This window comes from Rhodococcus sp. DMU2021 (assembly GCF_019641445.1).
GTDB lineage: Bacteria > Actinomycetota > Actinomycetes > Mycobacteriales > Mycobacteriaceae > Rhodococcus > Rhodococcus pyridinivorans.
This window is the reverse complement of record NZ_JAIFKB010000003.1, coordinates 259,256-278,577: the sequence shown is the minus strand read 5'-3', so window position 1 is coordinate 278,577 and position 19,322 is coordinate 259,256. Positions and strand designations below refer to the sequence as shown.

Sequence of the window (19,322 nt, the reverse complement as noted above, 5' to 3'; positions counted from 1 at the left end):
ACACGCCATCCGGATGCGCCTGCCGATGTAACACGGAATTAACGGATTGTGCCTAGTCTCGCGGGTATGGATCGCCAGAAGGAGTTCGTGCTCCGCACCCTCGAAGAGCGCGACATTCGGTTCGTGCGTCTGTGGTTCACCGACGTCGTCGGCACTCTCAAGTCGGTGGCGATCGCGCCTGCCGAACTCGAAGGGGCCTTCGAGGAGGGCATCGGCTTCGACGGCTCGGCCGTCGAGGGCTTCTCCCGCATCTCCGAAGCCGACATGGTTGCGCGTCCCGACGCCACCACCTTCCAGGTGCTGCCCTGGAGCGACGACCGGGGCCACCAGTACTCGGCCCGGATGTTCTGCGACATCACCATGCCCGGCGGCACCCCGAGCTGGGCCGATCCCCGCCACGTGCTGAGGCGTCAGCTCAACAAGGCTTCCGATCTCGGGTTCAGCTGCTACGTGCACCCCGAGATCGAGTTCTTCCTCGTCGAGGACGGCCCCGAGGGCAGTGCACCCGTGCCGGCCGACATCGGCGGCTACTTCGACCAGTCGGTGCACCGTTCCGCCCCGCACTTCCGGCGTCACGCCATCGACGCGCTCGAATCCATGGGTATCTCGGTGGAGTTCAGCCACCACGAAACCGCACCGGGCCAGCAGGAGATCGACCTGCGCTACGCCGATGCGCTGTCCATGGCCGACAACGTCATGACCTTCCGCTACGTGGTCAAGGAGATCGCGATGCAGGAGGGCGTGCGGGCCACCTTCATGCCCAAGCCCTTCCGCGACCACGCCGGTTCGGCGATGCACACCCACATGTCGCTGTTCGAAGGTGAGACCAACGCCTTCCACGACCCGGACGACCCGCTGCAGCTCTCGGCGACCGGCAAGGCGTTCATCGCCGGCATCCTCGAACACTCCAACGAGATCAGCGCCGTCACCAACCAGTGGGTCAACTCGTACAAGCGTCTCGTGCACGGGGGAGAGGCACCGACGGCCGCCTGCTGGGGTCCGTCCAACCGCTCCGCGCTCGTGCGTGTCCCGATGTACACCCCGAACAAGGCGTCGTCGCGGCGCGTCGAGATCCGCACCCCCGACTCGGCGTGCAATCCCTACCTCACCTTCGCGGTGTTGCTCGCGGCCGGTCTGCGCGGCATCGAGAAGGGTTACGAGCTCGCACCCGAGGCAGAGGACGACGTGTGGTCGCTGACCTCCGCCGAGCGTCGCGCCATGGGTTACCGCGAACTGCCCACCGATCTCGACATCGCGCTGCGCGAGATGGAGAAGTCCGAACTCGTCGCCGAGACCCTCGGTGAGCACGTCTTCGACTACTTCCTGCGCAACAAGTGGCGGGAGTGGGAGAACTACCGCAGCCAGGTCACCCCGTTCGAACTCGAGCAGTACCTGGGGTTGTAAGCGACGATGGAAACGTGGTGAGACCGCCCAGCGCGCGTTCGGTAGTTCCCGGCCCCGGTCGGCTCGGCCTCGTCGAGCCGACCGCCCCTGCCGAACTCGCTCGACTCGGATGGAACGACGCCGACAGCGTCGAACTGCTGTGGTCGCTGTCCCGTGCCCCGAACGCGGATCTGGCGTTGCGCACTCTCGTGCGACTGGCCGACGCGCTCGGTGACGACTGGACGGACCTCGACTCGGCGCTCCGCTCGGACACAGGCCTGCGCGGCCGGCTGTTCGGGCTGTTCGGTGCGTCGTCGGCGCTCGGCGACCACGTCGTCGCCAATCCGGATCGCTGGACGATGCTCGCGGGCAGCGCGGCGCTGCCCGACAAGCACACCTTCACGGCGCGGATGCTCGACAGCGTCGACGCCGAGCCCGAGCCCGACGGGCGGCCCGGCCGGTTGATCCACCGGGCCGGACTCGTCGGCCCACACGCGGTCGCGGCGCTGCGGACCACCTACCGCGACCAGCTCATGCTGATCGCCGCCGCCGATCTCGCCGCGGTGGTCGAGAACGAACCGGTGGTGCCCTATCTCGAGGTCGGTGCGCTGCTCGCCGACCTCGCCGATGCGGCGCTGACCGCGGCGCTCGCGGTGGCCGTGTCCACGGTGATTCCGGACGGCCCGTGCCCGATCGACCTCGCCGTCATCGCGATGGGCAAGTGCGGTGCGCGCGAACTGAACTACGTCAGCGACGTCGACGTCGTGTTCGTCGCCGAACCCGCCGATGCCCGGGCGAGCCGGATCGCCGGCGAGATGATGCGCATCGGCACGTCGGCGTTCTTCGAGGTCGATGCCGCGCTGCGCCCGGAGGGCAAGCGCGGCGAACTCGTCCGCACCCTCGAATCCCATGTCGCGTACTACAACCGGTGGGCCAAGACCTGGGAGTTCCAGGCACTGCTCAAGGCGCGACCGATGACCGGGGATCTCGACCTCGGCCGCCGGTACATCGACGCCATGAGCCCGATGGTGTGGACCGCCTCCGAACGCGAGGACTTCGTCCCCGATGTGCAGGCGATGCGGCGCCGGGTCGAGGAGATGGTCCCGCCCGAACTGCGCGAGCGCGAACTCAAGCTCGGACGCGGCAGCCTCCGCGACGTCGAATTCGCCGTGCAGTTGCTGCAACTCGTGCACGGCCGCGTCGACGAGTCGCTCCGCGTCCCCAACACCGTCGAAGCGCTGTGCGCGCTCGCCGACGGCGGCTATGTAGGCCGCGACGATGCGGCGAACATGCGGGCGTCCTACGAATTCCTCCGCCTGCTCGAACACCGGTTGCAGTTGCAGAGGCTCAAGCGGACCCATACCCTGCCTCCCCCGGAGGACCGCGAGGCGCTGCGCTGGCTCGCCCGTGCCGCCCACATGCGACCGGACGGACGCAAGGACGCGCTCGGCGTTCTCGAATCGGAGATCAAGCGCAACTCGTCGCGGATCCGCAAACTGCACGCGCGCCTGTTCTACCGGCCGCTGCTCGACTCGGTGAGCAAGCTCGACAAGGAAGCCCTGCGCCTGTCGCCCGACGCGGCGGTCCGTCAGCTCGCGGCGCTCGGCTACAACGCCCCGCAGCACGCGATGGAACATCTGGCGGCGTTGTCCGGGGGAGCCTCCCGCAAGGCGCGCATTCAGGCACTGCTGCTCCCGCAGTTGCTCGAATATCTCGGGGAGACAACCGATCCCGATGCCGGCCTGCTCGCCTATCGACGGCTGTCCGATGCGCTCTACGACACCGTCTGGTTCCTGCGGGTGCTGCGCGACGAACCGGCGGTGGCCGAACGCCTCATGACGGTTCTCGGCTCGTCGGCCTATGTCGCCGACCTGCTGGTGAAATCTCCCGACGTCATCCGCCTGTACGCCGACGCCTCGACCGGGCCGCGGCTGCTCGAGGCGAACCCGCCCGAGGTGGCGCGCGCCCTCGTCGCATCGTCGTCGCGCTACTCCGATCCCGCTCGTGCCATCGCCGCCGCGCGTTCGCTGCGCCGCGCCGAACTCGCGCGCGTCGCGAGCGCCGACATCCTCGGCATGCTCGACGTGCCGCAGGTGTGCCGGGCGTTGTCCACGGTATGGGCGGGTGTCCTCGAAGCCGCGCTCGACGCGGTGATCCGGGGCTCGGAACAGTCCCGCGGACCGGCGCCGGCGCGTATCGCGGTGATCGGGATGGGCCGGCTCGGAGGTGGCGAACTCGGCTACGGATCCGACGCGGACGTGCTGTTCGTGTGCGACCCGCTGCCGGACGCCGACGAGACCGATGCGGTCAAGTGGGCCACGAGCATCGCCGAGCAGGTGCGGCGACTGCTCGGCGCGCCGAGCACCGACCCACCGCTCGAGGTCGATCTGGATCTGCGTCCGGAAGGTCGCAGCGGTCCCATCGTCCGGACGTTCGCTTCCTACCGGGCGTACTACACGCAGTGGGCCGAGGTGTGGGAGGTACAGGCGCTGCTGCGTGCACACGCCGTCGCGGGTGACCGCGAGCTCGGCACCCGCTTCCTGCACATGATCGACGACGTGCGCTATCCCGAGGGTGGGGTCTCGCAGGAGGCCGTCCGCGAGATCCGGCGCATCAAGGCACGCGTGGATTCCGAGCGGCTGCCGCGCGGGGCCGACCCGGCCACCCACACCAAACTCGGACGGGGCGGTCTCGCCGACATCGAATGGACCGTGCAGTTGCTGCAGCTCCAGCACGCCTACCGGCTCCCGGCGCTCCGCACGACCTCGACGCTCGAGGCGCTCGGCGGCATCGGCGCCGCCGAGCTGCTCAGCGCGACCGACGTCGAACTCCTGCGCACGGCATGGATCACCGCGACGGATGCGCGGAACTGTCTCGTGCTCGTCCGCGGCAAGCCGACCGACCAGCTCCCGGGGCCGGGACGGCAGCTCGAAGCCGTTGCCCGCGTGACGGGTTGGCGTGGTGAGGACGCGTCGGAGTTTCTCGACCACTACCTGCGCGTCACGCGTCGTGCGCGGGCGGTCGTCGAGCGGGTGTTCTGGGACTAGCCGAGCGTCAGTCGCAGAAGACGACGAGTGCGAGTCCTCGCCAGACCTCGACCTCGGTCTTGTCCCACTCCTTGTTCTCGTGGTCCCAGTCGTACTCGACCTCGACGTCGTAGCCACGGTCGCGTTGCTCGGTCACCCGGCAGTTCTGCATGGTGCTGCCGGAACGGTTGAGGATGATGTAGGGGACTCCCGCGTCGGAGAGCACGTGCTGTGCCTGCTCCTGCGACATGCCGACGACAGAAATGTCGGTCTGCGCCGCTGCGGTGCCCGCGAGTGCGACGGATAGAGGGACGGAGGACAGCATGACGGCGGCGCATGCTGCTGAAACGAGGGATCTACGCATGGTGGCCTCCCGAGGAGACTTGTCGTTCGGATACGGACCACGTCGCATCCACTCCCCCGCGAGCGGGCGTGACGAACATCACCAAAGCTGTATCCTCACGGTACACCCGTGTGCAGTACGGCGGTCCCGTCGGTTTCGGCTCGGCCGACCTGCGCACGACCCCCCTGCACACGACGGAGCCACCCGCCGAATACGAGGGGTGGCTCCGGGACGGTGCGTCAGGCGCGGTCGTGGACCGCCGGCGCGGTCACTTCTTCGGATCGAAACGATCCAGGTTCATCACCTTCGTCCAGGCCGCGACGAAATCGTGGACGAACTTCGGGCCGGCATCGTCGGTCGCGTAGACCTCGGCGAGCGCCCGCAGCTGCGAGTTGTGCCCGAAGACGAGGTCGACGGCGGTCGCGGTGTACTTGACCTGGTCCGAACCCCGAGCGCGTCCTTCGTAGACGCCCTCGCTGTTCTGCGAGACCTTCCACTCGGTCCCCATGTCGAGCAGATTGACGAAGAAGTCGTTCGTCAGGGTCTGCGGCCGGTCGGTGAAGACCCCGTGCTTGCTGCCGCCGTGGTTCGCGCCGAGCGCACGCAGACCGCCGACGAGCACCGTCGTCTCGGGAGCGGTCAGCGTCAGCAGGTTGGCGCGCTCGAGGAACAACTTCTCGGGCGGGAGCTTCTCGCCGCCGCGCAGGTAGTTGCGGAAACCGTCGTGCTTCGGCTCGAGCACCTCGAACGACTCGACGTCGGTCCACTCCTGCGTCGCATCGGTGCGGCCGGGGGAGAACGGAACCGTGATGTCGTGTCCCGCATCCTTGGCGGCCTTCTCCACCGCGGCGTTACCGGCGAGCACGATCAGGTCCGCCAGGGAGACCTTCTTGTTGCCGCCGGAGCCGTTGAAGTCCTGCTGGATGCCCTCGAGGATCTGCAGCACCTGTGCGAGCTGTTCGGGTTCGTTGGCCTCCCAGTTCTTCTGCGGCTCGAGCCGCACGCGCGCGCCGTTCGCGCCGCCGCGCTTGTCGGTGCCGCGGAAGCTCGCAGCCGACGCCCAGGCGGTGGCGACGAGCTGCGGGATCGTCGCTCCCGAGTCGAGGATCTTCGCCTTGAGGGAGGCGGCGTCGCTGTCGTCGATCAGCTCGTGGTCGACCTCCGGCACCGGGTCCTGCCAGATCTGCGGTTCCGGGATCCACGGCCCCCGGTACCGCGAGATCGGACCCATGTCGCGGTGCAGCAGCTTGAACCACGCCTTGGCGAACTCCTGCTCGAGTTCCTCGGGATGGTCGAGCCAGCGCCGGGTGATCTCGCCGTAGACGGGGTCGTAGCGCAACGCGAGGTCGCTGGTGAGCATGCCCGGCGCGTGCTTCTTCGTCGGGTCGTGGGCGTCGGGCACGGTGTCCGCGCCGGCACCGCCCTTCGGCGTCCACTGCCACGCACCGGCGGGGCTCTTGGTCTTCTCCCACTCGTAGGCGTACAGCGTCTCGAGGAAGCTGTTGTCCCACTTGGTCGGAGTGGGCGTCCAGGTGACCTCGAGACCGCTGGTGATCGTGTCGCCACCGACACCGGTGCCGTACGAGTTCTTCCAGCCGAGACCCTGCTGTTCGAGCGGGGCACCCTCGGGTTCGGGACCGAGATTGTCGGCGGGAGCGGCACCGTGCGTCTTGCCGACGGTGTGACCGCCGACGATGAGCGCGGCCGTCTCGACGTCGTTCATCGCCATCCGGGCGAACGTCTCACGGATGTCGCGTCCGGACGCGAGGATCTCCGGGTTGCCGTTGGGGCCTTCGGGATTGACGTAGATCAGACCCATCTGGACGGCACCCAGTGGGCCCTGGAGTTCGCGCTCACCGGCGTAGCGTTCGTCGCCGAGCCAGGTGTCCTCCGGGCCCCAGAAGACCTCGTCGGGCTCCCAGATGTCCTCGCGGCCGAACGCGAAGCCGAACGTCGTGAACCCCATCGACTCGTAGGCGCAGTTGCCGGCGAAGACCAGCAGGTCGGCCCAGGAGAGCTTGCGGCCGTACTTCTGCTTGATCGGCCACAGGAGACGACGGGCCTTGTCGAGGCTGACGTTGTCGGGCCAGCTGTTGAGCGGAGCGAACCGCTGCGCGCCCTTGCCGCCGCCACCGCGACCGTCGGCGATGCGGTAGGTGCCGGCCGAGTGCCAGCTCATACGGATGAACAGACCCCCGTAGTGACCGAAGTCGGCCGGCCACCAGTCCTGGGAATCCGTCATCAGGTCGATCAGATCCTGACGGAGCGCCTCGACGTCGAGGGATTCGACTTCCTTCGAGTAGTCGAAGTCGGGTTCCAACGGATTGGACAGCGGTGAATGCTGGTGCAGGACCGTCAAATCCAGCTGGTCCGGCCACCAGTCCTGATTGGTCCTCGGCCGGTGCGGTGACGGCTCGGGGGAGGGGACTGCCGGGTTTTCGCTTTCGGACACTGCGGTTTCCTTCCGGATCAGGGTCGATCGGACCGATTCAGGGCTGTTGTCGTGGATCGTCTGTCGAACAGTCGCGGCACAGGCCCCAGAAGACGACGTCGGCCTCGTCGACGTCGAAACCTGCGTCGTCCACCGGTGACAGGCAACGCGAGTCACCGACGGTGTGGTCGACATCCGAGATCACGGCGCAGGACCGGCAGACGAGGTGGTGATGACTGTCGCCGACACGCACCTCGTACCGCGCGTGGAAACCTGCGGGCCGGATTCGTCGGAGCAGGCCGTGTGCCGAGAGTGCGTGAAGGATGTCGTACACGGTGTGCCGACCGATGCCGGGAACGACGGCGCCGACCGCGTCGAAGATGCGATCGGCATCGGCGTGCGGGTGCTCGTGCGCCGCATCGAGCACCGCCAGACGCTGTCGGGTCACGCGAAGACCGGCCGCGCGTAACCGCTCGGAGAAATCCCGCGTCGAGGGCACGTGCCCACTATGGACCACTTTTCTGGAACCGGTCGCGATTTCGCCGGATTCGATGACGAACGAACGCATCTCGCGCGCCGAACCGGGGCTTGCTACTGCTGCAGCAGGGGCGAACCCCGGTGCGGCGCGCGAGGATGCCGGAGCGGAAGGGCGCAGACAAGGCGAGAGGCCGCCCCTCCCGGAAGGGACGGACGGCCTCTCTTACCGGACTCGACTCAGCAGTCGAAGTACAGCTGGAACTCGTAGGGGTGCGGACGCAGGTTGACCGGAGCGATCTCCTGCTCGCGCTTGAGCGAAATCCAGGTCTCGATGAGGTCGGTGGTGAAGACACCGCCCTCGGTGAGGTACTCGTGGTCGCGCTCGAGGTTGTCGATCACGGCCGACAGGCTCGTGGGGGCCTGCGGGATGTTCTTGGCCTCCTCCGGCGGGAGCTCGTAGAGGTCCTTGTCGACCGGAGCGAGCGGCTCGATCTTGTTCTTGATGCCGTCGAGGCCGGCCATCATCTGCGCCGCGAAGTTCAGGTAAGGGTTACCCGAGGAGTCGGGAGCGCGGAACTCGAGGCGCTTGGCCTTCGGGTTGTTGCCCGTGATCGGGATACGCACGGCGGCCGAACGGTTGCGCTGGCTGTACACGAGGTTGATCGGAGCCTCGTAGCCCGGCACCAGGCGGTGGTACGAGTTGATCGTCGGGTTGGTGAAGGCGAGCAGCGACGGCGCGTGGTGCAGGATGCCACCGATGTACCAGCGGGCCACATCCGACAGGCCCGCGTAGCCGGCCTCGTCGTGGAACAGCGGCTTGCCGTCCTTCCACAGCGACTGGTGCACGTGCATGCCCGACCCGTTGTCGCCGAACAGCGGCTTCGGCATGAAGGTGACGGTCTTGCCGGCCTGCCACGCGGTGTTCTTGACGATGTACTTGAACAGCTGCAGGTCGTCGGCCGCGGCGAGCAGCGTGTTGAACTTGTAGTTGATCTCGGCCTGACCGCCGGTGCCCACCTCGTGGTGGCCGCGCTCGAGTTCGAAGCCGGCGTTGGACAGGTTGGTGGCGATCTGATCGCGCAGGTCGACGTAGTGGTCGTACGGCGCGACGGGGAAGTAGCCGCCCTTCGCCCGGACCTTGTAGCCGCGGTTGGGGGTGCCGTCGGCGTTGTACTCGGCGCCGGTGTTCCAGGAACCGGAGATCGCGTCGATCTCGTAGAAGGCACCGTTCATCTTCGAGTCGTAGGCGATCGAGTCGAAGATGTAGAACTCGGCCTCGGCGCCGAAGAAGGCGGTGTCGGCGATGCCGGTGCTGATCAGATATTCCTCGGCCTTACGCGCGACGTTGCGAGGGTCGCGGCTGTAGGACTCGCGGGTGAAGGGGTCGTGGACGAAGAAGCTGATGTTGAGCGTCTTGGCGGCGCGGAACGGATCCAGACGCGCAGTCGTCACGTCGGGGAGCAGCAGCATGTCGGACTCGTGGATCGACTGGAACCCACGGACCGAGGAACCGTCGAATGCCAGACCGTCCTCGAGCACGTCCTCGTTGAAGGCCTTGGCCGGGATGGAGAAGTGCTGCTCGATGCCGGGCAGGTCGCTGAAGCGGACGTCGACGTATTCGACGTTCTCTTCCGCGATGAACTTGAAGACCTCTTCGGCCGTGGTGAACGCCACGCTTGTGCTCCTTCAGTCGGTGCGCGCCATGGGTGCTGGGCGCCTGCGTCGGATCAGACGTTATGGATCTGGTGTTGCCCGTCCATCAAGCCTATGTTTCGCGGGTGTTACACATGCCTTCGTCCTGCTGTGAGGTCGAAAAGGTGGTATAAGTCACCGCGGCCAACACGGGTCGACGCTGGTCCGCCCATGAGAGCTTATCCTGGTGCCATGGCACGCATGACGGGCAGTTGGCTTTCCGGGCCTGCTGCGGCGCTTCCCAAAGGTCTCCAGCAGGAGCAGGACTATCCCGGGCAACTGCTCGGCCTCCCCGAACACGGCCCCGGCTCCATGGTGCCCACCGTCCGCCGGGTACTCGCCCTCGCGGTCGACTGGTTCATGTCCATGGCGATCGCGGCCGGCCTCGTCGGGGGCAACCCGCTCGAGAGTCCGCTGCTGTCGTCGTACACCCTCATCATCTGGTTCGTGGTGGGCGTGGGATGCGTGAGCCTGTTCTCGTTCACCCCCGGACAGTTCGTCGCCGGGCTGCAGGTCGTGCGGGTGGACGCCCCCGCGAGGGTCGGCATCGTGCGCGCGCTCGCACGTCAGGTGCTACTGGTGTTCATCGCCCCGGCGCTCGTCACCGACATCGACGGTCGCGGCCTGCAGGATCGCGCCACGGGCACCGCGGTCGTCCGTTCGCGCTGACGCGCGGTCGTCCGTTCGCGCTGACCGCGACCACACGCAAACTTCTCCGCATACACCGAAGGCCGCCTTCGTCCCCGGGACGAGAGGCGGCCTTCGGCGTAGTTCGGAAGATCAGCGGCGGCGCATGGTGCGCTGCACGCTGCGCATCTTCGCGCCGGCGGGAAGCGGGCCCTTGGGCATGGCCGGCCCGGACTTCTTCGTGCTCAGCGCCGACAGGCGACCTTCGATGGTGTCCATCCGCTTGGTATCGATGTTGCGGGGCAGCTTGTTCAGACGCTTCTGCAGCTGGGAGAGCTGGATCTGGCCCTCCTCGTTGCCGACGACGAACTCGTAGATCGGGGTGTCGCCGACGAGACGCGCGACCCGCTTCTTCTCCTGGGCCATCAGGCCCTTCACGCGACCGGGGTTGCCCTCACCGACGAGGATGATGCCGGGACGTCCGATGACGCGGTGCACGGCGTCGAGCTGGGTGGTGCCCGCGACCGCCTGGCTCACGCGCCACGCGCCCTGCAGGTTGTCGAGCGCCCACGCGGCCGCACCGGCCTGGCCGTCGGCCTTCGCGTACACGCTCTTCTGCACGCGGCGCCCGAAGATGATGAAGGCCAACAGGACGCCGACGAGGATGCCGACCGGCAGCAGGAACCACTGGATGTCGAAGATCAGGCCGACGAGGAAGAACACCACGATCGAACCGACGAGGGCACCGATCATCCACGGCAGGAGTGCCTTGTCCTCCTTGCGCTGGATCTGGAACGCCTGCCACAGCTGGGTTCGACGCTCCTTCGACGCCTGCTTGCGTGCGGCCTTCGCCGCGGCCTTCGCTTCCTTGTCGGTCTTGCTGCCCTTCGCCATGTACTCAAGGATACGGCCCCGGTGGTGGCACGTTTACCACCACCGGGGCCGCCTGAGGACCTGCCGCGACGAGCGGCGGGAGGTCAGTTGCCGAAGCGCGCGAGAACGGCGCCGGCTTCCTGGGACGCCGTGCCCTCCTCGGCGAGATGCGCCTGGTCGGCGGGAAGTTCGCGTCCGTGGTGGGCCATCGCCTGCGCGTACAGGCGACCGGCGCGGTACGACGAACGCACCAGCGGACCGGCCATCACACCGGCGAACCCGATCTCGCGGGCGGTCTCGGAGTGATCGACGAACTCCTGCGGCTTGACCCAGCGCTCGACCGGATGGTGGAGCGGGGAGGGCCGCAGGTACTGGGTGATCGTGATGATGTCGCAGCCGGCGTCGTGCAGGTCGTGCAGCGCTTCGGTGACCTCCTCGGGGGTCTCGCCCATGCCGAGGATGAGGTTGGACTTGGTGACCAGTCCGAAGTCGCGGGCCTGCCGGATCACGTCGAGCGACCGCTCGTAGCGGAAGGCCGGACGGATGCGCTTGAAGATCCGCGGCACGGTCTCGACGTTGTGCGCGAGCACCTCGGGACGCGACTCGAAGACCTCCTGCAGCAGGTCGGGCTTGCCGTTGAAGTCGGGGATGAGGTTCTCGACGCCGGTGCCCGGGTTGAGCGCGTGGATCTGCTTCACCGTCTCGGCATACAGCCATGCGCCGCCGTCGGGCAGATCGTCGCGGGCGACGCCGGTGATCGTGGAGTAGCGCAGACCCATCGAGCGGACCGACTCGGCGACACGACGCGGCTCGTCGCGGTCGAGCGCGGCGGGCTTACCGGTGTCGATCTGGCAGAAGTCGCAGCGACGGGTGCACTGCTCGCCACCGATGAGGAATGTCGCCTCGCGGTCTTCCCAGCACTCGTAGATGTTGGGACAACCGGCTTCCTCACAGACCGTGTGCAGACCTTCGCGTCGCACCAGGCCCTTGAGGTCGGTGTACTCCGGGCCCATCTTCGCCCGGGTCTTGATCCAGTTGGGTTTGCGTTCGATCGGCGTCTGCGCGTTTCGGGTCTCGATCCGCAGCAGCTTGCGTCCTTCTGGGGCCACAGTCACGCACTCGATCGTACGCCGCCGGTCCTGCCCGGACCCGGCGGGTGCGACCGACCCTCAGAACCGGTGTGTCGTGAATTCCGGGGTGGTGGTGGGAATTCCGGACGCCCCGACGGCGTGCTCGAAGGTGACCCGCTCGATGTCGCACTCGGTCACGGGGATTCGGCCGTCGAGAGCGGCGATGACGGCCTCGGTGACGGCCGGGATCACGTCGTCGACGGTGACCTCCCGGCCGAGTTCGCCGGTGAGCGACGCGACTCCGGCGTCGCGGATGCCGCACGGGACGATCGAGTCGAACGCGTCGAGAGCCGAATTGCAGTTGAGTGCGAAGCCGTGCATGGCGACACCACGTTGCACCCGGATGCCGATCGCAGCGATCTTGCGTTCGGGGAGCCAGTGCCCGTCGCGCAGCTCGGCGGGAAGCCAGACACCGGAGCGTCCTTCCACGCGGCCGCAGTTCAGGCCCATGTCGGTACAGACGCGGATCAGGCCCTGTTCGATGCGACGCACGTAGCCGACGACGTCGATCGGCTCGGCGAGCTTGACGATGGGGTAGCCCACGAGCTGCCCGGGGCCGTGCCAGGTGATCTTGCCGCCGCGGTCGACGTCGATGACGGGCGTGCCGTCGGTGGGGCGGTCGCCGTCCTCGGTGCGGCGCCCGGCCGTGTAGACGGGCGGGTGTTCGAGCAGGAGCAGGGTGTCGGCGCCGATGCCGTCGGCGCGCTCGTTCGCGAGTTCGCGCTGCCTCTCCCAGGCCTCGAGATAACCGAGGGTTCCGAGACATGCGACGGCGACGGGAGCCGAATCGGAACGGGCGGAAGACGAGGGATCACTCATGTTCCTGAACTCTACGCCGCACCGCAGGGGGAGGGCACCCGCTGTGGCGCGGACGCCGACGGGGGCATCACCGCAGTGGTGATGCCCCCGTCGGAGGTCGTCGGACGGATAGTCCGGATCCGGAAACCTACAGTCCCAGATCGGACTCGAACGCGCCCTCCTCGAGACGATGCTTGATCGTCTTGAGGAAGCGGCCCGCGTCGGCACCGTCGATCAGGCGGTGATCGTAGGTAAGCGGCAGGTAGCACATCGAGCGGACGCCGATGGACTCGTTGCCGGTCTCGTCGATCACCACGACCGGACGCTTGACGATCGCGCCGGTTCCGAGCATCGCGGCCTGCGGCGGCACGAGGATCGGGGTGTCGAACAACGCGCCCTGGCTACCGATGTTGGTGATGGTGAAGGTGCCACCGGCCAGCTCGTCGGGCTTGAGACCACCCTTGCGGGCACGCTCGGCGATGTCGGCGATCGCGCGGGCGAGCTCGGCCAGCGACAGGTCTCCGGCGTTGTGGATCACCGGGGAGAGCAGGCCCTGCTCGGTGTCCACCGCGATGCCGAGGTGCTCGGCCGCGTGGTAGGTGATCTCCTTCTTGCTGTCGTCGAAGGAGGCGTTGACGTTCGGGTGCGCGCGCAGCGCCTCGACGACGGCTTTGGCGAAGAACGGCAGGAAGGTGAGGTTGACGCTCTCGCGCTCGGAGAACGCCTTCTTCGCCTGGGCCCGCAGCTGGGCGATCTTGGTGACGTCGACCTCGAAGGTCTGGGTGAGCTGCGCGGTGGTCTGCAGCGACTCGAGGGTCTTCTTCGCCGTGATCTGGCGGATGCGGTTGATCTTCTGGGTCGTTCCGCGCAGCTTGGCGAGCTCGGGGCGCACACCCGGAGCCGGACTCGCCGGAGCAGCAGACTTCTGCTGCTCGCCACCGGCGGCCTTGCCACCCTCGGCGGCAGCGAGGACGTCCTGCTTGCGGATGCGGCCACCGACACCGGTGCCCTTCACCGTCGACAGGTCGACGCCGTGCTGCGAGGCGAGCTTGCGCACGAGCGGGGTGACGTACGGGGTCGCACCGCTCGGGGTGGACTCCTCCTGAGGCGCGGGCTTCGGGGTCGTCGCCGCGGTCCCGACCGGCTTCGGTGCGGGAGCCGGGGTGGCCTGCTCGACCTTCGGGGCCTGCTGCTGTGCGGCGGGCTTCTGCTCGGCGGGCTTCGGAGTCTCCTGCTTCGGAACCTCCTGCTTCGGCGCGGGCTTCTCCTCGGCGGGAGCGGACTGCTGGGCCGGGGCTTCGCTGCCGATGACGGCGAGCTGTCCACCGACCTCGACGGTCTCGTCCTCCTGAGCGGTGATCTCGGTGAGGATGCCGGCGACCGGGGAGGGGATCTCGGTGTCGACCTTGTCGGTGGAGACCTCGAGGAGCGGTTCGTCCACGGCGACCTCGTCGCCGACGGCCTTGAGCCAGCGGGTGACGGTGCCTTCGGTGACCGACTCGCCCAGTGCCGGCATGGTGACCGGGGTGCCCTCGCCGCTACCACCCGAGGATGCGGGCTGCGCGGGGGCGGACGGAGCCGGAGCGGCCTCCTCGGACGGCTCGGTGGTGGGCTCGGCGGCCGGCGCCGACTCCTCGGCCGGGGCGGACTGCTCGGCGGGAGCGGACTGCTGGGCCGGGGCCTCGCTGCCGATGACGGCGAGCTGTCCACCGACCTCGACGGTCTCGTCCTCCTGAGCGGTGATCTCGGTGAGGATGCCGGCGACCGGGGAGGGGATCTCGGTGTCGACCTTGTCGGTGGAGACCTCGAGGAGCGGTTCGTCCACGGCGACCTCGTCGCCGACGGCCTTGAGCCAGCGGGTGACGGTGCCTTCGGTGACCGACTCGCCCAGTGCCGGCATGGTGACCGGGGTGCCCTCGCCGCTACCACCCGAGGATGCGGGCTGCGCGGGGGCGGACTCCGCGGCGGGCTCCTCCGCGGGAGCCTCTTCGGCCGGTGCCTTTTCGGCGGCGGGTGCGGACTCTTCGCCGGCTTCCTCACCGGCGTCACCGATCACCGCCAGTTCGCCACCGATCTCGACCGTGTCATCCTCCTGGGCGACGATCTTGACCAGCACGCCGGCTGCAGGCGACGGGATCTCGGTGTCGACCTTGTCCGTGGAGACTTCGAGCAAGGGCTCGTCGACTTCGACCGTGTCTCCTTCCTGCTTGAGCCATCGCGTGACAGTTCCCTCGGTGACGCTCTCACCAAGCGCTGGCATCTGGACGGAGAAGGCCATGTCTGTTGACTCCTCGACGGTTGTGTTCGTGTGTGTTGAGTTGTACCGACTCGTGGTCGCCGACCATTGTGTGGTCGTTGACCATTGTGCGCGGGCCAGGAACCCCGTGCCTGCTGGTTCACGTGTTCGGTCGGGCCGATACCGGCGGGGCATGGCCCCTCCCATCCTTGCACCTATCTTTCGGTGATGTTCGGGGAGGGGCGGATCACCTCACACCGGGGTTCCGCTGTTACCGATCACACCGGTCCTCTCCCTCGCCCCGGGGCGGGGCCAGGCGGGGAGAGGACCGGTGCGGAAGATCATCCGTTGGCGGCGATGTCCTCGATCACGGCGAGCATGGTGCGCACGGGCACGCCGGTGCCGCCCTTGCCGACGTAACCGAACGGTCCGCCGGTGTTGAAGGCCGGGCCGGCGACGTCGATGTGCGCCCACTGCACACCCTCGGCGACGAACTCCTTCAGGAAGATGCCGGCCGTGAGCATGCCGCCCCACCGGTGGGGGGAGACGTTCGCGAGGTCGGCCACGCGGGACTCGAGATCACCGCGCAGTTCCTTCGGGAAGGGCATCGCCCAGCCGTTCTCGCCGACCTCCTGGGACAGCGCGGCCACGCGGTCGCGGAACTCGTCGTGACCCATGACGCCCGGCGTCCGGGTGCCGAGGGCGACCATCTGTGCGCCGGTGAGGGTCGCGGTGTCGATGAGGTAGTCGGGATCGTCCTCGCATGCGCGCACGATGGCGTCGGCGAGGATCAGGCGACCCTCGGCGTCGGTGTTGATGACCTCGACGGTGGTTCCACCGTACTGGGTCAGCACGTCGCCCGGACGTTGCGCGGTCGACGACGGCATGTTCTCGGCCATCGGCACGGTCGCGGTGACGTCGGCGGCGACACCGAGCTTCGCGGCGAGCACGACGGTCGCGACGACCGCGGCGGCGCCGGCCATGTCGGAGGTCATCGCCTCCATGCCGGCGGCGGGCTTGATGGAGATGCCGCCGGTGTCGAAGGTGATGCCCTTGCCCACGAGCGCGACCTTCGGGGCCTTGCGCTTCTTCGACGAGTAGGACAGGCGCACGAGACGCGGGGGACGCGACGAGCCCTTGCCGACGCCGACGATGCCGCCGAAGCCCTTCTTCTCGAGCACCTTCTCGTCGAGGATCTCGACCTTCAGACCGGCGGCCTCGCCGAGTGCCTTCGCGCGCTCGGCGAACTCGGCCGGGAACAGGTGGCTCGGCGGGGTGTTCACGAAGTTCCGGGCCGTCGCGACGGCCTCGGCGATCGCGACGGAGCGGGAGAGCGCCGCCTTCGCCGCGCGGTCGCGGGTCGAGGGCACGAGCAGTTCCACCCGCGCGACCGGCTGCGCGTCCTTCTTGGGTGCGGACTTCTCCGACCGGAACTCGGTGTAGGTGTAGGCGCCGAGCGCGAAACCTTCCGCCGCGGCACCGAGGTCGACGGCGGACAGCGTGGTCGCGACCGTCTCCACACCTGTCAGTGCGCGCGCCGCGGTACCGGCGGAGCGGCGGACCTGCTCGGCGTCGATCTTGTCGGCGTCGCCGAGACCGACGGCGAGCACGCTCGCCACGGGCAGGGAGGCAGGCGCCGGCACGCGGGTGAGCTCCTCGCCGCGGCCCTTCGCGCCCACGGCGACCAGGGAGTCGAGCAGTTCGCCGAGAACCGCTTCGTCGATCGGGGCATCGCCCGCGAGGATCTCGGGGGTGCCGTCGGCGGAGGTCACGCCGATCACCAGGACATCGGCTCGTTTGGAAACCGAACCGGCGAGAACGAGTTCGGGAAGATCGGGAGTGGGTGCACTCACAGGGCATCTCCTTGGAGCTTGGTCGGGAACGAGCGAGTCGTTCTCTTGCGGCGTCGTTCGGTGCGAGGGGAATCGCCTCGATGTAATCGACCCTAATGACAACGACGCCCGGCGTCGCTGTCGGACACGGTGGCGGTGGGATAGCGTCGTACGCCATGAGCGACGAGGAACTGAAGCAGGGCCCCATCCACACCGTGCACGTCGAACTCGGTGCGACCTTCGCTCCGTTCGGCGGCTGGGAGATGCCGGTCTCCTACGCAGGGACGGTCGCCGAGCACACGGCCGTGCGCGAGAACGTGGGACTGTTCGACGTCAGCCACCTGGGCAAGGCACTCGTCGCCGGACCGGATGCCGCCCAGTTCCTGAACACCACGCTCAGCAACGACCTCACCCGCATCGGTCCCGGCAAGGCGCAGTACACCCTGTGCTGCACCGAGAACGGCGGTGTCGTCGACGACCTGATCGTCTACCACGTCTCCGACGACGAGCTCTTCCTCGTTCCGAACGCGGCCAACACCGCAGCGGTCGTCGAGGCGCTGACCGCCGCGGCACCGGCCGGCGTCACAGTGACGAACCAGCATCGCGACCACGCGGTGTTCGCCGTCCAGGGGCCGAAGGCCGTCGAGGTCCTCGAGGCGCTCGGCCTGCCCACCGACATCGCCTACATGGGCTTCGCCGACGCCGAGTACGAGGGTGCTCCGGTGCGCGTGTGCCGCAGTGGCTACACCGGTGAACGGGGCTACGAGGTGCTGCCGCGCTGGGACGACGCCGAAGGTGTCTTCCGCGCGCTGCTCGACGCCGTCCGCGCACAGGGCGGTCAGGCCGCCGGTCTCGGCGCCCGCGACACCTTGCGCACCGAGATGGGCTACGCGCTGCACGGGCACGAGCTGTCCGTCGACATCTCGCCGCTCGAAGCGCGGGTCGGCTGGGCCGTGGGCTGGAAGAAGCCGCAGTTCTGGGGTCGCGACGCGCTGGTCCGCGAGAAGGAGGCGGGCCCGGCACGGAAACTGTGGGGCCTGCGGGCGCTCGACCGCGGCGTCCTGCGTCAGGACCTGACCGTGCGTCGCGACGGTGACGAGGTCGGGCGGACCACCTCGGGCACCTTCTCGCCGACCCTCAAGATCGGCATCGCCCTCGCACTCCTCGACACCGCCGCCGGACTCGAACCCGGCGACGAAGTGAGCGTGGACGTGCGCGGACGGTCGCTGCGCGCCGAAGTGGTGGCTCCGCCGTTCGTCGAGGACCACACCAGATAGGGCTTCTGCAGGCGGTTGTACCATTGTCCTCCATGACAGGTGTCCTCGAATTCGCCCGCGTCCAGCATCCTTCACCGAGCTCTGCGGAGCGGCGCCAGGAGGTTCTGTCGAATCCCGGTTTCGGGCAGTACTTCACCGATCACATGGTGTCGATCACCTACACCGGCGGGATCGGTTGGCACGACGCGAAAGTCGAGCCGTACGCCCCGATATCCCTGGACCCGGCCGCGATGGTCCTGCACTACGGGCAGGCGATCTTCGAGGGTCTCAAGGCCTACCGGCAGGCCGACGGCAGCATCGCGTCGTTCCGCGTGACCGCCAATGCCGCGCGCATGAACCGGTCCGCGGAGCGGCTCGCGATGCCGTACCTGCCGCCGGAGCTGTTCGTGAAGGCGATCACCGAGCTGGTCGAGGTCGACAACGAGTGGGTTCCCGCCGCCGGCGGCGAGGATTCGCTCTACCTGCGTCCCTTCGCCTTCGCGACCGAGCCGGCTCTCGGCGTGCGGCCCGCGAAGGAGTACAAGTTCCTCGTCATCGCGTCCCCGGCGGGTGCCTACTTCCCGCGCGGCGTGAAGCCGGTCAACGTGTGGCTCTCCCGCGAGTACGTGCGCGCCTCCCCGGGCGGCACGGGCGCCGCGAAGTTCGCCGGCAACTACGCGGCTTCGCTCGTCGCGCAGGCGCACGCTGCCGAGCAGGGCTGCGACCAGGTGGTCTGGCTCGACGCGATCGAGCGCAAGTACGTCGAGGAGATGGGCGGCATGAACCTGTACTTCGTGTACGGGTCCGGTGCCGACGCGCGTCTGGTCACCCCGGAGCTGTCCGGCTCGCTGCTCCCCGGCATCACCCGCGACTCGCTGCTCACCCTCGCCAAGGACTCCGGTCTCTCGGTCGAGGAGCGACGCATCAGCACCGACGAGTGGCGCGAGAAGGCCGGCAGCGGTGAGATCACCGAGGTATTCGCGTGCGGTACCGCCGCGGTCATCACGCCGGTCGGCAGCGTCAAGGACAAGGACGGCGAGTTCACCATCGCCGACGGCGAGCCCGGCCCCATCACGATGGCCCTGCGCGACACCCTGACCGGCATCCAGCGCGGTACCTTCGCCGACACCCACGGATGGATGACGACGCTGCGCAAGTGACGTAGCCACGAACGCGAAGGGGTGTTGCCGGATTTCCGGCAGCACCCCTTCGTCGTTT

Annotated in this window: 14 protein-coding genes; 5 read left to right on the top strand and 9 right to left on the bottom strand. The window is 68.2% G+C overall.

What is annotated here, in order from left to right; translation table 11 throughout:
* The first annotated feature begins 66 nt into the window (after positions 1-66).
* Positions 67-1,404 carry a type I glutamate--ammonia ligase gene (glnA, locus tag K3M35_RS07255; RefSeq protein WP_006554416.1) on the top strand — a complete coding sequence of 446 codons (1,338 nt, stop codon included), beginning with the start codon at positions 67-69 and terminating at the stop codon, positions 1,402-1,404.
* A gap of 14 nt (positions 1,405-1,418) precedes the next feature.
* On the top strand, positions 1,419-4,430 hold the full coding sequence (locus K3M35_RS07250) for a bifunctional [glutamine synthetase] adenylyltransferase/[glutamine synthetase]-adenylyl-L-tyrosine phosphorylase (RefSeq protein WP_138843612.1): 3,012 nt from the start codon (positions 1,419-1,421) through the stop codon (positions 4,428-4,430).
* 7 nt (positions 4,431-4,437) lie between these two features.
* Here K3M35_RS07250 and K3M35_RS07245 read toward each other — a convergent pair whose 3' ends face one another.
* The 4 genes from K3M35_RS07245 to glnA (K3M35_RS07230) all read right to left on the bottom strand — a co-directional run bounded on the left by K3M35_RS07245 (position 4,438) and on the right by glnA (K3M35_RS07230) (position 9,334).
* Positions 4,438-4,773 (bottom strand): hypothetical protein, encoded by a 336-nt coding sequence (locus tag K3M35_RS07245; RefSeq protein ID WP_248690309.1) that lies wholly within the window; start codon positions 4,771-4,773, stop codon positions 4,438-4,440.
* 247 nt (positions 4,774-5,020) lie between these two features.
* The gene (katG, locus tag K3M35_RS07240; protein WP_208635794.1) at positions 5,021-7,204 is read right to left on the bottom strand and encodes a catalase/peroxidase HPI; all 2,184 of its coding nucleotides are present in this window, start codon (positions 7,202-7,204) and stop codon (positions 5,021-5,023) included.
* 37 nt (positions 7,205-7,241) lie between these two features.
* On the bottom strand, positions 7,242-7,682 hold the full coding sequence (locus K3M35_RS07235) for a Fur family transcriptional regulator (protein ID WP_052040105.1): 441 nt from the start codon (positions 7,680-7,682) through the stop codon (positions 7,242-7,244).
* A 215-nt stretch (positions 7,683-7,897) separates the two neighbouring features.
* Positions 7,898-9,334 (bottom strand): type I glutamate--ammonia ligase, encoded by a 1,437-nt coding sequence (glnA, locus tag K3M35_RS07230; protein WP_138843610.1) that lies wholly within the window; start codon positions 9,332-9,334, stop codon positions 7,898-7,900.
* A gap of 210 nt (positions 9,335-9,544) precedes the next feature.
* Here glnA (K3M35_RS07230) and K3M35_RS07225 point away from each other — a divergent pair, with 210 nt between their 5' ends.
* Positions 9,545-10,021 (top strand): RDD family protein, encoded by a 477-nt coding sequence (locus K3M35_RS07225; protein WP_033097791.1) that lies wholly within the window; start codon positions 9,545-9,547, stop codon positions 10,019-10,021.
* Between the two features lie 111 nt (positions 10,022-10,132).
* Here K3M35_RS07225 and K3M35_RS07220 read toward each other — a convergent pair whose 3' ends face one another.
* From K3M35_RS07220 to K3M35_RS07200, 5 genes are all read right to left on the bottom strand, one after another.
* The gene (locus K3M35_RS07220; protein ID WP_033097792.1) at positions 10,133-10,873 is read right to left on the bottom strand and encodes a DUF4191 domain-containing protein; all 741 of its coding nucleotides are present in this window, start codon (positions 10,871-10,873) and stop codon (positions 10,133-10,135) included.
* Positions 10,874-10,956: 83 nt separating this feature from the next.
* Positions 10,957-11,967, bottom strand: coding sequence for a lipoyl synthase (lipA, locus tag K3M35_RS07215; protein ID WP_024101310.1), 1,011 nt, complete (start codon positions 11,965-11,967; stop codon positions 10,957-10,959).
* A gap of 54 nt (positions 11,968-12,021) precedes the next feature.
* Entirely contained in the window at positions 12,022-12,801 is a 780-nt protein-coding gene (gene lipB / locus K3M35_RS07210) for a lipoyl(octanoyl) transferase LipB (protein WP_064061308.1), read from the bottom strand.
* A gap of 127 nt (positions 12,802-12,928) precedes the next feature.
* Entirely contained in the window at positions 12,929-15,058 is a 2,130-nt protein-coding gene (gene sucB / locus K3M35_RS07205; RefSeq protein ID WP_220666204.1) for a 2-oxoglutarate dehydrogenase, E2 component, dihydrolipoamide succinyltransferase, read from the bottom strand.
* Positions 15,059-15,357: 299 nt separating this feature from the next.
* On the bottom strand, positions 15,358-16,869 hold the full coding sequence (locus K3M35_RS07200; protein ID WP_138843606.1) for a leucyl aminopeptidase: 1,512 nt from the start codon (positions 16,867-16,869) through the stop codon (positions 15,358-15,360).
* A gap of 155 nt (positions 16,870-17,024) precedes the next feature.
* Here K3M35_RS07200 and gcvT point away from each other — a divergent pair, with 155 nt between their 5' ends.
* A complete protein-coding gene (gene gcvT / locus K3M35_RS07195; RefSeq protein ID WP_033097582.1) occupies positions 17,025-18,125 on the top strand; it encodes a glycine cleavage system aminomethyltransferase GcvT in 1,101 nt (366 codons plus the stop codon).
* Between the two features lie 32 nt (positions 18,126-18,157).
* Positions 18,158-19,264 carry a branched-chain amino acid aminotransferase gene (locus K3M35_RS07190; RefSeq protein ID WP_024101305.1) on the top strand — a complete coding sequence of 369 codons (1,107 nt, stop codon included), beginning with the start codon at positions 18,158-18,160 and terminating at the stop codon, positions 19,262-19,264.
* Positions 19,265-19,322: the final 58 nt, after the last annotated feature.

Excerpts from the sequence above, each read along its gene's own strand:
- glnA (WP_006554416.1), top strand. The coding sequence starts at position 67 with ATGGATCGCCAGAAGGAGTTCGTGCTCCGCACCCTCGAAGAGCGCGAC.
- K3M35_RS07245 (WP_248690309.1), bottom strand. The coding sequence starts at position 4,773 with ATGCGTAGATCCCTCGTTTCAGCAGCATGCGCCGCCGTCATGCTGTCC.
- K3M35_RS07225 (WP_033097791.1), top strand. The coding sequence starts at position 9,545 with ATGGCACGCATGACGGGCAGTTGGCTTTCCGGGCCTGCTGCGGCGCTT.
- K3M35_RS07220 (WP_033097792.1), bottom strand. The coding sequence starts at position 10,873 with ATGGCGAAGGGCAGCAAGACCGACAAGGAAGCGAAGGCCGCGGCGAAG.
- lipB (WP_064061308.1), bottom strand. The coding sequence starts at position 12,801 with ATGAGTGATCCCTCGTCTTCCGCCCGTTCCGATTCGGCTCCCGTCGCC.
- sucB (WP_220666204.1), bottom strand. The coding sequence starts at position 15,058 with ATGGCCTTCTCCGTCCAGATGCCAGCGCTTGGTGAGAGCGTCACCGAG.
- gcvT (WP_033097582.1), top strand. The coding sequence starts at position 17,025 with ATGAGCGACGAGGAACTGAAGCAGGGCCCCATCCACACCGTGCACGTC.
- K3M35_RS07190 (WP_024101305.1), top strand. The coding sequence starts at position 18,158 with ATGACAGGTGTCCTCGAATTCGCCCGCGTCCAGCATCCTTCACCGAGC.